This is a genomic window from Nonomuraea maritima (genome assembly GCF_900100395.1).
Classification (GTDB): Bacteria; Actinomycetota; Actinomycetes; order Streptosporangiales; family Streptosporangiaceae; genus Nonomuraea; species Nonomuraea maritima.
In genome coordinates, this window is record NZ_FNFB01000007.1 from 237,712 (window position 1) to 256,661 (window position 18,950).

Annotated in this window: 19 protein-coding genes; 11 read left to right on the forward strand and 8 right to left on the reverse strand. The window is 70.9% G+C overall.

The window, feature by feature from the left end:
• Positions 1 to 68 precede the first annotated feature (68 nt).
• Positions 69 to 497 carry an Hsp20/alpha crystallin family protein gene (locus BLR04_RS15170; protein WP_245740260.1) on the reverse strand — a complete coding sequence of 143 codons (429 nt, stop codon included), beginning with the start codon at positions 495 to 497 and terminating at the stop codon, positions 69 to 71.
• Positions 498 to 666: 169 nt separating this feature from the next.
• On the reverse strand, positions 667 to 1,503 hold the full coding sequence (locus BLR04_RS15175; protein ID WP_090764506.1) for an MBL fold metallo-hydrolase: 837 nt from the start codon (positions 1,501 to 1,503) through the stop codon (positions 667 to 669).
• 84 nt (positions 1,504 to 1,587) lie between these two features.
• Here BLR04_RS15175 and BLR04_RS15180 point away from each other — a divergent pair, with 84 nt between their 5' ends.
• From BLR04_RS15180 to BLR04_RS15195, 4 genes are all read left to right on the forward strand, one after another.
• Positions 1,588 to 2,070: a winged helix-turn-helix transcriptional regulator gene (locus tag BLR04_RS15180; RefSeq protein WP_245740261.1), complete on the forward strand. Its 483-nt coding sequence runs from the start codon at positions 1,588 to 1,590 to the stop codon at positions 2,068 to 2,070.
• 137 nt (positions 2,071 to 2,207) lie between these two features.
• Positions 2,208 to 3,053, forward strand: a complete 846-nt coding sequence (locus tag BLR04_RS15185) for a universal stress protein (protein ID WP_090764512.1) — start codon at positions 2,208 to 2,210, stop codon at positions 3,051 to 3,053.
• A gap of 36 nt (positions 3,054 to 3,089) precedes the next feature.
• A complete protein-coding gene (locus BLR04_RS15190) occupies positions 3,090 to 3,512 on the forward strand; it encodes a pyridoxamine 5'-phosphate oxidase family protein (RefSeq protein WP_245740262.1) in 423 nt (140 codons plus the stop codon).
• A gap of 33 nt (positions 3,513 to 3,545) precedes the next feature.
• Complete coding sequence (locus BLR04_RS15195) at positions 3,546 to 4,052, forward strand: nucleotidyltransferase domain-containing protein (protein WP_090764515.1); 507 nt, start codon at positions 3,546 to 3,548, stop codon at positions 4,050 to 4,052.
• A gap of 16 nt (positions 4,053 to 4,068) precedes the next feature.
• Here BLR04_RS15195 and BLR04_RS15200 read toward each other — a convergent pair whose 3' ends face one another.
• The gene (locus BLR04_RS15200; RefSeq protein WP_090764518.1) at positions 4,069 to 4,725 is read right to left on the reverse strand and encodes a helix-turn-helix domain-containing protein; all 657 of its coding nucleotides are present in this window, start codon (positions 4,723 to 4,725) and stop codon (positions 4,069 to 4,071) included.
• 150 nt (positions 4,726 to 4,875) lie between these two features.
• Between BLR04_RS15200 and BLR04_RS15205 the strand changes: the two genes are divergently transcribed.
• Complete coding sequence (locus tag BLR04_RS15205) at positions 4,876 to 5,610, forward strand: nitroreductase family protein (protein ID WP_090764521.1); 735 nt, start codon at positions 4,876 to 4,878, stop codon at positions 5,608 to 5,610.
• Positions 5,611 to 5,617: 7 nt separating this feature from the next.
• Here the strand turns inward: BLR04_RS15205 and BLR04_RS15210 are convergent, their stop codons facing one another.
• On the reverse strand, positions 5,618 to 6,640 hold the full coding sequence (locus BLR04_RS15210; RefSeq protein WP_090764523.1) for a trypsin-like serine peptidase: 1,023 nt from the start codon (positions 6,638 to 6,640) through the stop codon (positions 5,618 to 5,620).
• A gap of 273 nt (positions 6,641 to 6,913) precedes the next feature.
• Here BLR04_RS15210 and BLR04_RS39695 point away from each other — a divergent pair, with 273 nt between their 5' ends.
• From BLR04_RS39695 to BLR04_RS15235, 5 genes are all read left to right on the forward strand, one after another.
• On the forward strand, positions 6,914 to 7,540 hold the full coding sequence (locus BLR04_RS39695; RefSeq protein ID WP_143022056.1) for a hypothetical protein: 627 nt from the start codon (positions 6,914 to 6,916) through the stop codon (positions 7,538 to 7,540).
• A 227-nt stretch (positions 7,541 to 7,767) separates the two neighbouring features.
• Complete coding sequence (locus BLR04_RS15220; RefSeq protein ID WP_245740263.1) at positions 7,768 to 9,873, forward strand: bifunctional polysaccharide deacetylase/glycosyltransferase family 2 protein; 2,106 nt, start codon at positions 7,768 to 7,770, stop codon at positions 9,871 to 9,873.
• Between the two features lie 178 nt (positions 9,874 to 10,051).
• The gene (locus BLR04_RS15225; protein WP_090764529.1) at positions 10,052 to 10,699 is read left to right on the forward strand and encodes a GAP family protein; all 648 of its coding nucleotides are present in this window, start codon (positions 10,052 to 10,054) and stop codon (positions 10,697 to 10,699) included.
• A gap of 13 nt (positions 10,700 to 10,712) precedes the next feature.
• The gene (locus BLR04_RS15230) at positions 10,713 to 13,040 is read left to right on the forward strand and encodes a sulfatase-like hydrolase/transferase (RefSeq protein ID WP_090764532.1); all 2,328 of its coding nucleotides are present in this window, start codon (positions 10,713 to 10,715) and stop codon (positions 13,038 to 13,040) included.
• A 16-nt stretch (positions 13,041 to 13,056) separates the two neighbouring features.
• Positions 13,057 to 14,760, forward strand: a complete 1,704-nt coding sequence (locus BLR04_RS15235; RefSeq protein ID WP_090764535.1) for a SulP family inorganic anion transporter — start codon at positions 13,057 to 13,059, stop codon at positions 14,758 to 14,760.
• Position 14,761: 1 nt separating this feature from the next.
• Here the strand turns inward: BLR04_RS15235 and BLR04_RS15240 are convergent, their stop codons facing one another.
• Positions 14,762 to 15,400, reverse strand: coding sequence for a TetR/AcrR family transcriptional regulator (locus BLR04_RS15240; protein ID WP_090764538.1), 639 nt, complete (start codon positions 15,398 to 15,400; stop codon positions 14,762 to 14,764).
• Between the two features lie 72 nt (positions 15,401 to 15,472).
• Here BLR04_RS15240 and BLR04_RS15245 point away from each other — a divergent pair, with 72 nt between their 5' ends.
• Positions 15,473 to 16,444 carry a zinc-binding dehydrogenase gene (locus tag BLR04_RS15245; RefSeq protein WP_090764540.1) on the forward strand — a complete coding sequence of 324 codons (972 nt, stop codon included), beginning with the start codon at positions 15,473 to 15,475 and terminating at the stop codon, positions 16,442 to 16,444.
• A gap of 65 nt (positions 16,445 to 16,509) precedes the next feature.
• On the opposite strand, the gene BLR04_RS15250 is transcribed toward BLR04_RS15245, so the two are convergent.
• From BLR04_RS15250 to BLR04_RS15260, 3 genes are all read right to left on the reverse strand, one after another.
• Positions 16,510 to 17,037, reverse strand: a complete 528-nt coding sequence (locus BLR04_RS15250; protein ID WP_090764543.1) for a hypothetical protein — start codon at positions 17,035 to 17,037, stop codon at positions 16,510 to 16,512.
• Positions 17,038 to 17,164: 127 nt separating this feature from the next.
• Positions 17,165 to 18,013, reverse strand: coding sequence for a tryptophan 2,3-dioxygenase (locus BLR04_RS15255; protein ID WP_176903097.1), 849 nt, complete (start codon positions 18,011 to 18,013; stop codon positions 17,165 to 17,167).
• A gap of 415 nt (positions 18,014 to 18,428) precedes the next feature.
• Positions 18,429 to 18,776 (reverse strand): hypothetical protein, encoded by a 348-nt coding sequence (locus BLR04_RS15260; RefSeq protein WP_090764550.1) that lies wholly within the window; start codon positions 18,774 to 18,776, stop codon positions 18,429 to 18,431.
• Positions 18,777 to 18,950 lie beyond the last annotated feature (174 nt).

Sequence of the window (18,950 nt, forward strand, 5' to 3'; positions counted from 1 at the left end):
GGGTGGCGGCGGCCGGATGGGGACCGCCGGGCTGCGGCGCCGCCCGTCGCATGCGGCTGTACCTCCGGTCATGCCTCGACGGGGATGCGCTTGGCCCCCTTCTTGGTCTCCTCCGGCATCGGGACGGTGACCGTCAGGATGCCCTTGTCGTAGGTCGCCCTGATGTCCTCGGCCTCGACGCCCTCCGGCAGGGTCAGCGACCGCGACAGCGAGCCGTAACGGAACTCCGAGCGGTTCGCCTCCTTCTGTTCCTCGTGCCGTTCGGCGTGCAGACGCAGCACTCCGCCGGAGACGGTGATCTCGACGTCCCTCTCGGGGTCGACGCCGGGAAGCTCGGCGCGGATGACGTACTTGCCGTCGTCGACGTAGTCCTCGATCCGGATGGCGCTCTCCGCCGTCCGCAGCATGCTCAAGGGCGACTCGAAGAACTCGGCCAGGTCGGGGAACAGGGTGCGCGAGCCCCAGCGCTCCAAAGCGCCCATCGTGACCTCCTGCACGTCGGATGTTCCTTTCCCTTCCAGCACATCTCACCCGAAGCCGTTGGTTGCAGAGGCATAGGTCCCGACCGACAGGGACCTTCGTCGGCCTCTCCGAAGGGCTGGGGTCCTCGCGGGCACGTCGGCGCGGGCTGAGGTCTTCGGGGTGCGGGAGGGTGGCGGTGGTCGGTCAGGCGGGTGTGCCGGTGCGGTCCGGGCGCTGGGCGAGGCGCTCGGCCTGGCCGGTGTGGACGTCGGTCACCCACTCCCAGCCGGGCCGGGCCGACGGGCCGATCCGCGGGTCGTCGGGCGTGCGGCCCTCGCGCAGGGCCAGCACGTACGCCCGATCGAGCTCGATCCGCGCGCGCACCTGGCCGGCTCCGCCGACCGACCCGTGACCGGGGACGACGACCTCGACGCCGTCCGCCACATCCTCCAGCAGCCGCAGCGCGGCGAGGTAGTCCTCGATCGGGTCGGCGGTCGCGTCCGGGTCGAGCATCGGAACCAGGACGTCGGACAGCATGTCGCCGGCGACGAGCACCCCGCGCTCCTCGACGAAAAGGGCCGCATGACCCGGCGCGTGCGCCTGATGCTCGATGACCCGGACGTCGGGGCCGTCCCAAGGAACCAGGGCCGTCCCGGCGGGCAGGGCCGTGACGAGGCCGTACAGGTCGAGCGGGACGTGCTCGGCGATGCCCGTCGGCTCGAGGTGGGCCGTGATCTCGGCCTTGACGCCCGGGTCGGACAGCTGCTCCCGGGCGGCGGCCGCGCAGCGCGCCGTCCCGTAACGAGTGGCCTCGCCCAGCCGCGGGTGCCAGAGCAGGTGGTCCCAGTCCGGATGCGTCGAGAAGCCCGCCACAACCGGCCGGCCCAGCTGGGACAGGTCGTCCGCGAGGCAGGCCATCTCGTGGTCCTGCACCCCGGGGTCGATGAGCAACACACCGGCGCGGCCCTGCACGACGACGGCGTTGCTCTGCACGAACTCGCTCTCGTGCACCAGCACGCCCTCCGCGACCCGCTTCAGCACGGCGGCCCCTTCCGCTTGCGATCTGCAATCACTTGCTGGGACGGTAATGCCGGGTGGTGGTAAATTGCAAGCACTATGGGGGAAGTGAACGAGCCGCGGTCGGAGTGCCCGATCAACGCCGCCATCGAGGTGTTCGGCGACCGCTGGACCCTGATCGTTCTGCGCGACATCGTCTTCGGTGACCGCCGCTACTTCCGGGAGCTGCAGGCCGGCTCGCTCGAGGGGATCGCCTCGAACATCCTCGCCGACCGGCTCAAGCGCCTCCTCGCGTCAGGACTGCTCACCCGCGAGGACGCCCGAGCCGGTCAGCGGGCGCGCTACAGCCTCACCGAACCGGCGATCCAGCTCGTACCCGTGTTCGCGCAGCTGGGCAGCTGGGGGCTTCGCCACCGGCCCACGAGCAGGGCGCTGCGCGCCCGCGCCCTGCTGCTCGAAGAGGGCGGCCCCGCGCTCTGGCAGGAGTTCATGGACGAGCTGCGCCGCGAGCACCTCGGCTCCGACCTGCCGGTGCGCTCACCGACCGTACGCGAGCGCCTGAACGCGGCCCACCGCGCCGCCTCCTCGTAACCGCGTCGCCGACAGACACCGCCGACAGACACCGCTGGCAGACCGGGTCCTTCGGCGGTCGCGGACCTGACTTCCGGCCCTGCCGTCATACGCGCGCCGTGAGGTCGGATGGGAGGGTGACGAGAGGAGGAGACGCCGTGATCATCGTGGGAGTGGACGACTCCGCGACCTCGCGAAGGGCCGTGGAGTGGGCGGCGGACGACGCCCTGCGCATGCGGGTGCCGCTGCGGCTCGTGCACGCGGTGGACCGCTCGCCGTACCAGATCGAGAGATTCGCCGACCCGCGCCTGCCGGACCTGATGCTGCGCGAGGGGCGCAAGCTCCTCGACGAGGCCGAGCAGATCGTCCGGCAGCGCCAGCCCAGCGTGGAGGTCGAGGCGAGCCTCGCCGAGGGAGTGCCCGCCGAGGTGCTCCGCCGGGAGGGCGACGACGCCACCGAGCTCGTGCTCGGCGGCCGCAGGCTGGGCGGGATCGCCGGCGCGCTGCTGGGCTCGGTCAGCACGCGCGTGGCCGGTCACACGCGCTGTCCCGTCGTGGTGGTGCCCGCCGAGCGTCGCCCGACGTACGGGGAGGTCGTGGTCGGGGTGGACGACTCGCCGGAGTGCGAGCCGGCGCTCGCGTACGCGTTCGAGCAGGCGCGGCTGCGGGGGAGCAGGCTCCGGGCGGTGCACGCCTGGCAGCTGCCGGTGCACGCCTTCGCCCCGGAGGCGACGTACGACATGGACGAGGTCCGCACCGCGCGGCAGCAGCTGGTCAGCGACCGGCTCGCCCGCTTCGGGCGGCGTCATCCGGACGTGCAGGTCGTCGAGGACGTCCACTGCGCCGAACCGGTGAACGCGCTCACCGACGCCGGCGAACACGCCGACCTGCTGGTGGTGGGCTCGCACGGACGCGGGGCCGTGGCCTCGCTCGTGCTCGGCTCGGTCAGCAGGGGCACGCTGCGCCACGCCCGCTGCCCGGTGGCCGTGGTGCGCTCACGCTGAGGACCTGTCCCCGGTGGACGGCCTGAGGATGGTGCGATGATGCCGATCGGCCGCGACCTGAAGGAACTCACTCCGGCGGAGTCGCTCCGGCGGCTGGCCGGCGTTCCTCTGGGGCGTGTCGTGTTCACCCGGCACGCCCTGCCGGCCATCCGGCCGGTGAACCACTTCGTCGCCGAAGGGCAGATCGTCATCCGTTCCGGTCCCGGCACGGTCTTCGGCGCGGATCTCACCGCGTCCGAGGCCGTGGTGGCGTTCGAGGCGGACGAACTGGACGTCGCAGAACGCCTCGGCTGGAGCGTGGTGGTCACCGGCAGGGCCCGGCTGGTGGACGACCCCCGTGAGGTGACCCGGTTCCTGGGACTCCTGCACCCCTGGGTCTCCGGCGATCTGGAACAGGTCATCCGCATCCGCCCGGAGATCGTCACCGGCTTCGAACTGGTCCCCGGTCCCGTGCTCTGACGCCACGGTTGTCGTGCCCGTTACCCTGCGAACGTGAACGCCGACGAAGTCCTCGCGCTCTACGGCGACCTCGCCGCCGCCGACGTCCCCGTGTGGATCGATGGCGGCTGGTGTGTCGACGCGCTTCTCGGCGAGCAGACCCGCGAACACTCCGACCTCGACATCGCCGTCGCCCGTGAGCACGCCCAGCGCCTCGAAGAGCTGTTCGCGTGCTGGGGTTACGCGCGGCAGCCGCGGCCGGAGGACACCGAAGGCAACTACGTCCTCGCAGCCGGCAGCGGCAGCCTGGTCGATGTGCACGTGTTCGAGTTCGACGACCAGGGCCACAACACGTACGGGATCGCGTATCCCCAGGACTCCCTGACGGGCACGGGTGTCATCGCAGGCCACGAGGTACGGTGCGTCGCCGCCGAATGGATGTTCCGCTTCAAGACGGCGTATCCGCCCGAGGACAAGGATCTGCACGACGTCGGCGCCCTCAGCGAAAGGTACGGGTTCGAGGTCCCGGCCACACATCGCCGCGCGGCGCCCCGGTGCTGAGCCCCGCGCCCGGTTCTCAGAGGCCGTGGATGCGGCGGCCGCTGATCTGCTGGGGTGTGACGCGGATGTACAGGTGGCGTTCGCCGCCCGCCCACGGCGTGACCTCGGCCTCGGCCACCGTCTCCCGTTCGTCGTCCGGAACGTGGTGGGCCGCGCCCTGCACGAGGACGCTCCAGCCCGTGTGCTGAGCCTCGTCGATCCGGTCCACCTGGAAACCGATCTTGATCTCCACGCCTTCCAGCCCGGTCCGCAGGTCCTGGTCCATGGGGCCGCCCCGCGCCGTACGGAAGACGATGGAGCCCTCGTGGAGCGTGTAGTTGACGGGCAGCACCGTCGGCCCGTGCGGGCCGTTGAACGCCACGCGTCCGATGCCGCCCGGCGTGATGAGGCGCAGGCACTCGTCGGGCTCCAGCACCTCCAGCACCGGTTCCGCCAGGCCGGGCCCCTGGCCCGGCGGGCGGTCGCGGCCACCGCCGAGCAGGTCCTCCACGCTGGTCTCCAGCGCTTTCGCCAGCCGGTTCACCGTGCCCCGGTCGGGGGTGCGCAGGTGGTCCTCCAGGTACTGGACGTATCCGGCCGACATGTCGGCGCGGTCGGCGACCTGGTCCAGCGTGAGGCCGAGCCTCGTACGGTGATGGGTGATGCGACGCCCGAAGTCGCCAGTGTGTGTCATGAGCCTGCCCTCCGTGGTGACGACTGAGACCTACCCAGTCAGCGGCCGGATCCCCGTGGGGCCGGACGGCCCCTCACCTGGGTGCCGAAGGTCCCTGCACAGGGACGGGCCGCGCGGCGTCAGTGGTTTCGTGACCTCTGGAGGTGCACCGTGAGCATCGGCTCGGCGGAGCAGGCGCTGGAGGCGGCGGTGGAGGCCGGCCGCTGGGCGCCGTCCGTCCACAACACCCAGCTCTGGACGTTCGCCGTCCGCGGAAAGCAGATCAGCCTGCGCGCCGACACCGCCAGGAAGCTGCCGGTGAGCGATGCCTCCGGCAGGGAGATGCTGATCAGCTGCGGCGCCGCCCTGTTCACCATGCGTACGGCGCTGCGGCGCGACGGCTACGACACCGTCGTCCGGGTCCTGCCCGATCCCGACAGGCCCGGCCTGCTCGCGACGATCGGCTCCGGCGGGCGGATCGAGGCGGACGAGCACACGCGGCTCCTCGACGCCCAGATCACGCGCCGCCACACCCATCGAGCCGGCTTCGCCGACGTCCCGGTCCCCGGGCGGCTGATCGACTCACTGGTCAAGGCAGCCATGATCGAGGGCGCCCGACTGACGCCCGTCCTCTCACCGGCCGCCGTCGACGTGCTCGCCGCGCTGACCCGGGCGGCGCAGGGCGTGCAGAGCCAGGACCAGCGGTTCGGGCTGGAGATCATCCGCTGGGCGAGGCTGCCTGGCAGCACCCGCGCCGACGGCGTCACCGCCGACGCCAAGGAGTGCCCCCGCTGTCCGACGTCCTGCGGTGACCGACGCCCGGCGCCGTGCCGCGGGAGCAGGCGCAGGGCCGTCCTGCGTGGCGCCACGCTGAGGGCCGTGCACGCCTGGCAGGTCCTGCCCTGACGTGTCGCTACACGACGCGGCCGCTCCACGAAGATCCCGCCGCCTTGTGGACCTGAGCCAGCTCGCCGTCGAAGTACGGCGACGCACTGGTGTCGTAACGCTGGTCGCCATCGGTGTCGGCGACGCTGATGGTGATGCCGTTCAGATGGCCGATGCCGTCCTGGTAGTGGAGGATCCACGACGAGCCGAGGGCGCCTTCGCCGGTGAACGAGGACTTGACGGCAACGAGCGCCTCGGCCGGCAGACCTGGCACCGCCGCGGAGACCGTCTCGCCACGGGACGACTCGAGCCTTTCTCCTGAGTACGGCCGCTTGCCGTCGGGGTGGGCACCGGCCGGGTAGCCGAAGACGTCGACCCGGTCTCCGAGCGGCTGGCTCCAGGCCAGGCCCAGCGCGTTGACCCGGTCACCGAGCCGTCCGGCATCGGCCGGCTCGCCCTCGGCAGTGGCGATGACGCCGTTGTAGACGGTGGCGAAGGCGTAGTCGTCGTCGAAGTCGTGATAGACGCCGAACTCGTAGTCGGAGAAAGCCTGCTTCCCGACGTAGAGCCCCGAAGGAATCACGCCGTCGGAGTAACCGGGGACGAACACCCACTTGGCGAGCGTGCTGTCTCGGGTGATGTCGTAGACGCAGTGTCCAGCGGTGGCGACCAGGTTGCGGTACTGCGACTGCACGGCGGTGCCCGTGCACCAGTGCGGCTGACCGTCGGAGGTGACGAAGAAGACCTTGCCGGAAGCGGTGGGCGTCCTGCCGCCCGCGCCGCCGGGCTGCGGCGCGATCATGCCCGGCTTGGTGTCTCCGGGAGCCCCGGGGCCCGGCAGGACCTCGCCGGTGACGGCGGTCTGGACGCCGTACGGGGTGGCGTTCCGCAAGTTGGCCCCGCCGTCCGCGAACCAGTAGGACACGACGTCCTGAGCGGCCGTCATGGTGGACGCCAACGGATTCGTCGCCACGCCGGCCGCCGACGCCCGGGCGGTCATGAGGCCGGAGGCCAGCGCCCCGACGACGAGCACGCTCAACATACGCTTCATTGCGTTTCCCCTGTCTTCCGCAGAGCAGCCGACGGCACCGTAAGGGGCCGCGGCCAAAACAGCGATCATGCTACGTGGCGCTCCTGACAAGATCCACCTCTTTTTCGAACTCACGATCGATTCCAGGTTGTCCGGGTGCCTGCGGTTCGCAGGCGCGTAGGGCCACGACGTCCGGCGACGTGCGACACGGGTGGATGCCGGCGCCCTGGCAAGCGATCACCGGGCGCGTCATCAAGTCCCAATGGTTATGTTTTGTCACTACGATCTCCGCTCGTGCCCCTAGAGCATCACCGCCCAGAGCAGCCCACCACGGTCGTCGTCGAGCCACCGTCCGCGGCCGTCTTCGTCGACGGAAGCGGTCGTCGCCGGCGACTCATCATGGTCGCGTCGATCGCCGGAGCCGTGGCCGTGCTCGCGCTGCTGGCCGTCGTCGTCGGCGGGCTGTTGTCCGGGACGACGTTGTCGGTGAGCGGTTGGCCGGGGGACCAGCCCAGCGGGCCCGCCGGCACCGCCCCGCCTGACCGTCCGAGCCCCACGGCGACGCCCCGCCGCACCGTCCAGGCGAGCCGGCCGCCGGTGGCGAGTCGAACCCCGACAAGCTCGGTGAAGGCGGAGCCGCGCAGGACGCGCACGGCCGCACCGACCAGGGCGCAGGAGGAGCCTCTGCAGGCACGCGTCACAGGACCTGTGGAACGCCCCACCACCGAGCGACCCAGCACCGACCCGGAGAGCTCGGCGAGCGCTGAGCCGACCAGCGAGCCGACCGGCGGAGAGAGCAGCGGGCCCGAACCCACCGAAGAGCCCACGCCGACCGGGTCGGCAACGGTGGAGCCCGACCGTCCCGGCCGCGGCAACCCCCCGGGACATGACCCCGGCAAGACCAGAGGGCCCAAGGAATGAGCGGTCCCGACCGAACCAGGCCGCCGGTCCCCGCCTGGCAGGATCCCCGCCTGGCCGCCGGCCACCCGCCGCACCCGCAACCGTCGCACGAACGCCCGCTGCACGAACGCCCGCCGCACGAACGACAGTCGCGTAGGCGACCTCGCAGGCGAGCGGCGCGTCCGCGGTCGAACGGAGCGCCTCGGCCGGCCTCCCAGCGGAAGGATCCGCGGGGTCACTGGTTCCTGGTGGCCACCGGGCTGCTGCTGGTCGCCGTCATGCTCGTGCTCGACGGGTACGTGACCAACGTCGCGGGAGAGACGCAAGCGGTCCCGCCCGCGGTCGACCGTCCCAGACCCGACCTGTCACGGGCCCGCCGTGGCGGCCCGGTGCTGAACCTCACCGAAGGCGAACCGGCCAGTGCCCGCCTGCCCGTGCGTACGGTGGCCCTGACGTTCGACGACGGCCCCGATCCTGAGTGGACGCCGAAGGTGCTGGACGTGCTGCGCCGTCACGGTGCCAAGGCCACCTTCTTCGTGGTCGGCTCCAAGGTCGCCCAGCATCCCGAGCTGGCCCGGCGGATCGTCGCCGAGGGTCACGAGATCGGCAACCACACCTACACCCATGCCGATCTGGCAGCCGTACCGGCCTGGCGGCTGCGGCTGGAGCTGTCGCTGACGCAGCGGGCGCTGGCCGGCGCGACCGGGCTGCACACGACGCTGGTCCGCCCGCCGTACTCCTCGACGCCGGAGACCATCACCGTCCCTCAGTGGGACAGCATGCGCGCGGCGGCGGATCAGGGCTATCTGATCACGCTGACCGACCTGGACTCCATGGACTGGAGCCGCCCCGGTACGGACGAGATAGCCGCCGCGGCGCTCCCCGAGCGCGGGAGAGGCGCGGTCGTGATGATGCACGACGCGGGCGGCGACCGGCAGCAGACCGTCGAGGCCCTGGACCGCATGCTGGGAGAGCTCACCGCGCGTGGTTACCGGGCGGTCACCGTGACCGGCGCGCTGGGCATGCCGTCGGCGCACCAGCCGGCGGGAGAGGGGGAGCGGTTCGCGGGCGTGGCGTTCTCCTTCGCCCAGCGCGTCTCCGGCTGGTTCGTCACGGCCCTGTCGTGGGTGCTGTTCGCCGCCGGAGCGCTCACGCTGGGGCGGTTGACGTTCTTCGCGGTGCTCGCGATGGTGCACGCCCACCGCACCCGGGGCGGACGGCGACGCAAGGGGCGCGCCCCCGACTGGCCCACGCCGTCCCCGGTGACGGTGATCGTGCCCGCCTACAACGAGGAGGCCGGGATCCAGGCGACGGTACGGTCGCTCGTGACCACGTCCTACCAGGGCGAGGTGGAGGTGCTGGTCGTCGACGACGGTTCGTCGGACGGCACCGCTGAGCTGGCCGCGGCGCTCGGCTACGGCAACGTACGGGTGATCACCAAACCGAACGGCGGCAAGCCCTCGGCGCTCAACGTCGGCATCGCGCAGGCCTCGCACGAGATCCTGATCATGGTGGACGGTGACACCGTCTTCGAACCCGCCACGATCGGGCACCTCGTCCGCCAGCTCGCCGACCCCGCCGTCGGGGCGGTCAGCGGCAACACCAAGGTCGGCAACCGGCGCGGCATGATCGGGCGCTGGCAGCACATCGAGTACGTGATCGGCTTCAACCTCGACCGGCGCGCGTTCGAGCTGCTGGACTGCATGGCGACCGTGCCGGGCGCGATCGGGGCGTTCCGCCGTTCGGCGCTGGTGGCGCTGGGCGGGGTGAGCACGGACACGCTCGCCGAGGACACCGACCTGACGATGGCGCTGTGCCGGTCCGGCTGGCGAGTGGTGTACGAGGAGAAGGCGCTGGCCTGGACGGAGGCTCCGACGACGCTCGGGCAGCTGTGGAAGCAGCGCTACCGCTGGTGCTACGGCACCCTGCAGGCCATGTGGAAGCATCGCGGGGCTCTGACGGAAAGCGCCCCCTTCGGCCGCCGCTGCCTGGGATACCTGACGCTGTTCCAGGTGGTGCTGCCGCTGCTCGCGCCCGTGGTGGACCTCATGGCCCTCTACAGCACGGTGGTGGGCGACCCGCTGCCGGTCGTCGCGGTGTGGGCGGGGTTCGTCGCGGTGCAGGCGCTGACCGGCTGGTACGCGCTGCGCCTCGACGGCGAGCGGGTCTCCGCGTTGTGGGTGCTGCCGCTGCAGCAGTTCGTCTACCGCCAGCTGATGTACCTCGTGGTGATCCAGTCGGTGGCCACCGCGATCCTCGGCGTACGGCTGCGCTGGCACACGATCAACCGCCAGGGCACGTTCAACACGCCGCCCACGGCACTGGGTGAGTCCGTCGGTGCGGTGCGCAGATGAGCCCCCCGGCGCTGCGTTCTGGACGGTTCCGTATCAGCGAGGCTGACCCATCGTTTGAGGGCGGTTTGCCATAGGCGGCCGGCCGTAGGGGCACACCCACACGGGTGGAGACGCCTTCAGCATGTGCGCACCCGGCCGTATCGGGTCGAGTGATGCCTCATGAGGGCGTACGTGGCAGATGGTAGACGTACTGGCCAGGGTCATGCCGATCGCGGTCGGCGTGGTCATCAGCCCGGTTCCGCTCATCGCCGCCATCCTCATCGTCAGCTCCCGGCGGGGCGCCGTGAACGGTGCCGCCTTCGCGCTCGGGTGGTTCGTCGGCGTCCTGGTCATCGTGCTCGTCCTCAGCCTGCTGGGGGTCGGCGGAGGCGAGCCGCCGGTCTTCTTCCACTGGATCAACCTGTTCCTGGGGCTGCTGCTGTGGTGGCTCGCCCGGCGGGAGTACCACAACCGGGAGAAGCGGGAACTGCCCGCGTGGCTGAGAGCCGTGGACGACCTCAAGCCGCACAACGCCGTCCTGTTCGGCCTGCTGGCCACGCTCGCCAATCCCAAGAACGTCCCGCTCGGGGCCGCGGCGGGAGTAATCCTGGCCAACTCCGCCCTCGGCGTGGCGCAGACGCTGATCGCCTGTGCCGTCTTCGCCGCCGTCTGCTCGCTGGGGATGGTGCTGGCGACCGTTCTCCGGTTCACCCGCGCCGGCGCGGCGGCGCTGGGAAGGCTCAAGGATTGGCTGGTCGACGAGAGCCCGGGGATCACCATCGCGCTGTTGCTGGTGGTCGGCACACTCCTCATCGACAACTCCGTCGAAGCCATCACCGGCCCGTGAAAGGGAGCAGACCGTGCGGGAGCAGTTCCGCGGGATCGTCGATCTCGACGTCCGTGACTCGCGGCAGGACTGGGCGCCTTATCTGGCCCCGCAGGCCAGGGCGGACGCGCCCAACGTCCTGTACGTCCTGTGGGACGACACCGGGATCGCGGCCTGGGACACCTTCGGCGGGCTCGTCGAGACGCCCAACCTGACCCGTGTCGCCCGGCTGGGCCTGCGCTACACGCAGTGGCACACCACCGCGATGTGCTCACCGACCCGCGCTTCGCTGCTGACCGGACGCAATCACCACAAGAACGGCGTGGCCACCGTCGTGGACTTCGCCATGGGCTTCCCCGGCGCCAACGCGGTGATCCCGCCGGAGAACGGCACCGTCGCCGAGGTGCTGGCGGAGAACGGCTACAACACCTACTGCCTGGGCAAATGGCATCTGACGCCGTCGTCGGAGCTGAGCATGGGGTCGTCGCGCCGCACCTGGCCGCTGGCGCGCGGCTTCGAGCGTTTCTACGGCTTCCACGGCGGGGAGACCAACCAGTTCTTCCCCCACCTGACCTACGACAGCCACTTCGTCGACCAGCCCTACGGCCCCGACGAGGGGTATCACCTCAGCCGCGATCTCGTCGACAAGGCGATCGAGTTCATCCGCGACGGCAAGCAGGTGGCGCCGGACAAGCCCTGGTTCACCTACCTGGCCCTGGGCGCCACCCACGCGCCGCATCACGCGCCCCAGGAATGGATCGACAAATATCGCGGCAAGTTCGACATGGGGTACGACCGCTACCGCGAGATCGTCCTGGAGAACCAGAAGAGGCTGGGCATCGTCCCGCCCGACACCGAGCTGTCGCCGATGAACCCCTGGCCCAGCCCCGACGTCGTCACCGAACGCGACGAGGTCGCGCCCTGGGATTCCCTGAGTGACGGCCAGAAGCGAGTGTTCGCGCGCATGGCCGAGGCGTTCGCGGGTTTCTGCAGCTACACCGATCACGAGCTCGGACGGCTCATCGACTGTCTGGAGGAGTCGGGGCAGCTGGACAACACCATCATCGTGGTCATGTCGGACAACGGGGCCAGCGGTGAGGGAACGCCGCACGGCTCGATCAACGAGAACAAGGGCTTCAACGGGTATCCGGAGGACCCGGCGGAGAACCTGGAGAAGATCGACAAGATCGGCACTCCGGAGGCCTACAACCAGTACCCGACCGGGTGGGCGTGGGCGTTCAACACGCCGTACAAGCTGTTCAAGCGCTTCTCCACGAACGGCGGCACGGTCGCTCCGGCGATCATCACCTGGGCGCGGGAGATGCGCGAGGTGGCGGGGCAGGTCCGCGACCAGTACCACCACGTCATCGACATCACCCCGACCGTCTACGACTGCCTCGGCATCACGGCGCCGCGGGTCGTCAAGGGGTACGCGCAGACCCCGCTGCAGGGGGTGAGCATGCGTTACAGCTTCGCCTCCGGCACGGTGGAGTCCACCAGGAGGACGCAGTACCACGCCATGCTGGGCACCCGGTCCATCTATCACGACGGCTGGAAGGCGGTGGCCCGGCACGGCACGGGCACCGGCCACGGCGGTTTCGCCGACGACGAGTGGGAGCTCTACCACGTCAGGACCGACCGGTCGGAAACCCGCGAGCTGAGCCGGGAGCACCCGGGCAAGCTCCGCGAGCTGATCGCGCTGTGGTACGTGGAGGCCGGGCGCAACGACGTCCTGCCGCTCGACGACCGCGTCCCGCGCGAGATCATGACGATGGACCGGCCCGGTCCGGCACCGGCCCGCGAGCGCTACGTCTACCACCCCGCGACCTCGGAGGTCCCCGAAGAGGCCGCGGTCGACGTCCGCAACAGGTCGTTCACCCTCACGGCCGAGTTCGAGATCACCACCGAGGACGCCGAGGGCGTCCTCTTCGCGCACGGCTCGCGCTTCGGCGGACACGCGCTCTACCTCAGGGGACGCCGGCTGCACTACGTCTACAACTTCCTCGGCATCGAGGAGTACCGGTTCAGCGCCGACGCGCCGCTCGCCGCCGGCCGGCATGTCGCGGTGGCCAGGTTCGACAAGGAGCGGGAGCAGCCGCGCTACGTGGCCGACGGGACGCTGACCCTGTCCGTGGACAACACGACGGTGGCATCCGGCCGGATACGGACCCAGCCGGGCAAGTTCTCGGTGGCGGGGGAGGGGCTGGTCATCGGACGCGACACCGGTGACGCGGTCACCGGCGACTACGCCGCGCCGTTCCCCTTCCGCGGCGGCGTGATCGCCCAGGTGAGCGTCCAGGTGCCCATGGCCGCCGAGACGGATGCCGAGGCCGAGGCCGAAGCCGTCCTGGCACGCGACTAGACGGCGCCGCACGGCCATGAAGCTGTGGAAAGGCGACCTGTCTCTCCCGCGCCCGGGGCAACTGGCGCCGGGCCTGGCAGGACTGCGCAGGTCCCGGCTGCGTGACGACGTCGTCGCCGGCCTCACCGTGGCCGCGGTGGCCATCCCGTCAGGGCTCGGCATGGGGGAACTCGCCGGGGTCGACCCGGTGGCCGGGCTCTACGCCACCGCCGTCCCGCTGATCGGCTACGCGCTGTTCGGCTCGTCCCGCCAGGTGATCGTCGGCCCTACGGGCGCGATCGCCGCGGTGACCGCGACCAGCGTCGCCACCGTGGCCTCCGCGGACGATCCGGCCAGGGTGGCGGGGACGGCCGCCGCGCTGGCCGCGCTGAGCGGCGTGATCCTCGTCCTGTTCGCCGTGCTCAGGCTGGCGTTCATGTCGGAGTTCCTGTCGCGTCCCGTCCTGCTGGGGTACATCAACGGCGTCGCGGTGCTCATCATGGCCGGGCAGCTGGACAAGCTGCTCGGCATCACGGTCGAGTCCCGGAGATTCGTCCCGCAGGTGTGGGACACGCTGCTCGCCGTCCCTCGGGCCCACGGGTGGACGGTGCTGTTCAGCCTCGCGCTGATCGGGGTGGTCGTCCTGCTGCGGGTGACGGCGCCCAAGGTCCCCGCGGTGATCGTCGTGGTCGTGCTCGCGGGTGTCGTCTCCGCCGTGTTCGGGCTCGACCGGCACGGCATCGAGGTCGTGGGCGAGGTCTCCGGCGGCTTCCCCGTTCCGCGGCTGCCCGGCGTCTCGCCCGAGGACGTCGTCCAGCTCGTCGTGCCGGCGTTCGGGCTGGCGTTGCTGATCTTCGGCGACTCGATGGCCATCGCCCGTACGTACGCCGACAAGCACCGCTACTCGATCAGCGCGGCTCGGGAGCTGGTCGGGCTCGGGGCGGCCAACATCGCCGCCGGGCTGTTCCAGGCCATCCCGATCGACGCCAGCGGATCGCGGACCGCGCTGAACGACACACGTCGTGGCGCCTCGCCGCTGGTCGGGCTGATCGTGGCGGCCGCGGCGGTGCTGGTGGCGGCATTCGCCACCCCGCTGATCGAACCGCTGCCGACGGCCGCCCTCGGGGTGGTGATCATCCTCGCGACGGCGGAGCTGGTCACGGTCAAGCCGATCCTGCGGCTGCGCCAGGTGAACAACGTGGAGATGGGCCTGGCCGTGGCCACGTTCGTGGCCGTCCTGCTCCTCGACGTCATGGGCGGGCTGGCCGTCGCCGTCGTGCTCTCCCTGGGGTTGTTCGTCTACTGGACGGCGCGTCCGCACGACGCGGTGCTCGGCTCGTCCGACGACGTCGACGGTTTCCACGACGTCACCGCTCACGAGGGTCTGCGGCCGGTGCCCGGACTGATCGTCTACCGGTTCGACGCCCCGCTCTACTTCGCCAACGCCCCCCACATGGCCCGCCGGATCAGAGAGCTGTTGTCCGAGGCCGACGACGAGGTGACGTGGCTGATGATCGACGCCGAGGCGATGACGTACATGGACGCCAAGGCGGTCGACACCCTGCGCGCACTGTACCGGGAGCTGGCCGACCAGGACGTGACGCTCACCATGGCCCGGGTCAAGGCGCCGATACGGCGCATCCTGGAGAACACGGGCACGGCCGAACTGCTGGGACAGGAGAACTTCTTCCCGACGGTCAGGTCAGGAGTGCAGGCGTTCCGCGACCGCACGGGTTGTTGATCTACGTTGTAAAGGGGATCGGCGGGACAGGGGACAGCCGGCCCGCCGGCGGTAGCGGCGAGGCGTCGGGGGAGGCGCGGAACGCCTCGATCGCGAGGGCGGCGAAGCGCCGGGACGCCGCGACCCGGCCGGCCGGCGTGGCGGCGTGGATGCCGGTGTGGGCCATGATCACGAGGATCAGGTCGTCCAGGACGAAGTCGCGCCGCAAGCGGCCGGCGGCCTTGGCGCGCCGGGCCAGTTCGGCGGCCGCGTTCAACGTGGAGGCGCGGCTCGCGGCGAAATCGAGCGCGTGGGGGAACGTCGACATGAAGGCCGCGGTGAAGCCCCGATCGCGGGCATGCAGCTCGCAGATCCTCTCGATCACGAGGCAGAAGCCGCGCCACGGATCGGGGTCGGCGAGCCCCTCCTCGACGATCACCTCGCAGGCGCGCATCTGGTCCTTGAACGCCTCGGTGGCCAGTGCCTCCTTGGTCGGGAAGCGCCGGTACAGGGTGGCCGGGCCGACCCCCGCGCGCCGGGCGATCTCCCGCATGGGCACGTGCAGGCCCTCGGTGGCGAACAACGCGCGGGCCGCGTCGAGGATGCGTTCGCGGTTGTCCAGGGCGTCGGAGCGCAGATTGTGAGTCAAACGGTCGGTCACCGTTCTCACTTTAGCTAAATGGACGGGGGCGTCCACTAGCGTCCTCAGCACCTACAGATGGAGGAGACGACATTGAAGGCAGTTGCCGTCCAGACGTTCGGAAGCCCCGAGGGCCTCGCGGTCATCGACGTCCCCGAGCCCCGTCCGGGCGCCGGGCAGGTGGTGGTCGCCACCGAGGCGATCGGTGTCGGAGGCGTCGACGCCGTGATTCTCAGCGGTGCCCTGGCCGCGTACGGCTTCGAGGAAGGTCACATCCTGGGGAGCGAGACAGCGGGCACCGTGATCGCCGCCGGGGACGGCGTCGATCCCTCATGGGTGGGCCGGCGCGTGTGGGCGTTCACCGGACAGAGCGGTGGCTACGTGGAACAGGCTGTCGCCGCGGCGTCGACGCTCGTCCCTCTCCCGGAGAACGTGTCCGCCGTCGACGCGGTGACGCTCGGGAGCTCCGGGATGGTGGCCCAGTTCGGCCTCGAACGCGCCGGCTTCGTTCCGGGTGAGTCCGTGCTCGTGCGTGGCGCGGCCGGCGGCATCGGGATCATGGCGGTCCAGCTCGCGGCGCGCGGCGGCGCCGGCGCGGTCGCGGTCACGACGTCGTCGGCCGAGCGTGGCGACCGCCTGCGCAAGCTCGGCGCCACCCACGTGCTCGACCGTTCCGGCGCGGGAGGTGAGGGCGCCCCGGCGGCGTACGACGTCATCATCGACATCGCCGCCGGCGCGGCCCTGCCGTCGTTCTTCGGCAAGCTCAACCCGAACGGTCGCATGCTGGTCGTCGGCGTGGTCGCAGGTTTCCCACCGGCGGACTTCGGCATGGAGGTGTTCGCGGCGTTCCAGAAATCGTTGTCGTTCGGCGTTTTCAGCGCGGATTCCGTACCGGAGGCCGACCGGCGTGATGCGACCGCCGAGCTGTTCGCGGCGGCGGGCCGCGGCGAACTGGAGGCGGTGGTGCACGAGGTGCTGCCGCTGGAGCAGGCCGGGACGGCTCATCGGAAGATGGCGGCCGGAGAGGTGTTCGGCAGGCTCGTGCTCACGCCTGCGGGCAGCTGACGGGCGCCACCGTGCGGCCACCGTGCGGCCACCGTGCGGCCGCCGACGGCTGGCGCGCCGGTTCGTCACGCGCCCGTGTGCTGCTCGGGGCCGAAGGAGCGCTCGTCAAAGTCCGCGGGCCACGGCACTCCGAGCGCGTCCCACCACTTCAGGTAAGGGACCCCGGGAGCGGACGGCATGGCTCCGTCGGCCGCCCACGTGGCTGAGACGTGGTCGAGCGCGGCAGGGTCCGCTCCGAACAGTTCCGCGGCGGCGCGGCGGCTGCGCGGGGTGTCGTCCTCGGGCAACGGCATCTCCTCGCCGATGGAGGCGACGTGCACGGGCTTGCCGTCCGGGCCGAGCACCTCGTTGACGACGCCGAACTCGTCGAAGTCGGCGGCCGTGACCGCCCGGCTGCCCCACTCCGGCAGCACGTGCGCGATCGTGGCGGTGAGGTGCGGAGCGAGGCCGGCGTACACGAAGACCCTGCGGCCCTCGACCGCCACGCGCAGGCCGGGGGACTCGCCACCGGCTGCGTGAAGTGCGGCGACGAACGCTCCGGCCTCGCGCCCGTCCGCCAGATCGACGGCAGCCCAGCCGCTGTATGACGACATAGGAGGAAAGCTATCCGTCGGTGGCTGCGGCTGTCCCGTGGAACGATGTCCACCGGCGGTGCCGGCGGCAGGGCTCGGCCGTCACCGGGGGAGCCCCGCGGCAGGGCTGAGATCTCGTCCGAAGCGGTCACATCGTCGTGCGAGCGCTCCACAGTTCGGGGAAGACGACCTGCTCCAGCCTGTCGCGCAGCCAACCGACGGCCGGCGTGTGGGCGTAGCCCGGCTTGGCGCCGAAGGTGCGCATGGTCACCGTCAGATGCGCGTCCGTCCACCGATGGAAGCGATCGGCGACCTGGGTCAGCGCTTCGCCGAGTTCCCGCAGGTCGGCGAAGGACTCGTCGTGGTAGACCCGCACCCAGGCGGCCTCCACCTCAGGCCGCGCGACATACGGCTCGGCGAAGTCGCGGTGGACGGCGGAGTCCGGCAACGACAGCCCTCTGCGCTGCAGCAGGGCCAGGACCTCGTCATAGAGGCTCGGCGCGCTGAGAGCCTCGTGCAGCCCTTGGTGGATCAGAGGTGTCGACCGATGCGGCTCCAGCATCTCCGGGGACTTCTGTCCCAGCAGGAACGCCAGGTGGCGGAACATGTACGAGTGAACGGAGGACGCCTCACCCTTGCCGAGCTTGGCCTTGATCGGGTTCCAGTCCAGGGGCGTCATGTCCGCGTAGCTCTCCCAGGTGGCCTCGAGAGCGCGCAGATGACCCACGCTGCGCCTCAGCGTACGAAGGGTCGCGGGCACGTCGTCAGCCACGACTTCACGTCGCGCTCTGGCGAGCTCATGGCAGAGCAACCCGAAGTAGAGCTCCATCACCTGGGAACTGATCAGGAAAGCCATCTCGTAGGCGGTTTCCGTCAGCGGCCGCTGCAAGGTGTGCAGCTGCCGGACCTGGAAGATGTCGATGTAGCGGGTGGTCCCGCTGACCTCCCCTGAAACGGCGGTCTCCGGGCGCAGATCGCGCCACGACGGGGTAACCACGGTATCCCTCCCTCTCCGACGAGAACGGGTACTCGTTCGCTGCCTGGAAGGGGCAGACCTTTGCGGTCCGTCCATTTCCCCCGAACCCTACGTCCGGACCGCAGAGCGGTGTCTCATCGGCGCAGCTCACCGACGTGACGTTGGAGCATCACGTGTCCCTGTTGACATCCTCCCCTCCTGAAGGAGGGGGATTCCCACGGTCGCCCGTGGGCCTTCCTGCTTCACGGCCAGTTGCCCGCTCGGAGGTCTCCGTTGAAATCTTGCACCAGCTCCACAGGCGTTTCAGCTCTCCGCGAGCCCGGCGGCGAGCGCGTTCTTCGCGGCGTTGACGTCCCGGTCGTGGACCGTGCCGCATGGTCCGCAGCACGCGTCCGCCGAGCTGCCGGTGCGGTCCGTCAGCATCGTCTCCCCGGGTTCAGAGCGCGGCCGCGGTGCCCGCGCGGGCCTGCAGCGCGTCCAGCACCTGGACGTGCTCCGCCGGCACCGTCACCTCCAGCGCCAGGCTGCCGCCGGCGACGGTGAGGGTGAAGGTGAAGAACGAGCAGCAGCCGTTCTCGCGCGCGGCCAGGTCGGCGGCCCGGGCGGCGTTGTCCGGGCTGAAGGCGAGGTCCAGGCGCAGCCGGACGCGTTCCGGACGCGCCACGCCCCACACCGCGTCGGCGAACAGGGCGTCGAACTCGGCGATGCGAAGCGGCTGTTCGGCGGTGGGGAGGGTGCAGGCGGCGGGAGCCCAGCCCGGGTCAGGGGCGACGTCTCGTGTCATACCTCGACGGTAAAGCCGTGTGTCGGTAACCGTGGCGCCCCGATTCCTTCCCGCATGCCGGGACGAAAGGGCGCGCGGCTGTTCGCGGGGGAGCGGGCGGCGCCGGTCCAGGGGGAGGCCGGGCTGGGAGGCACGTCCGTGACCCATCCGCGCTCCCTCGTCCTGAAGCGCTGA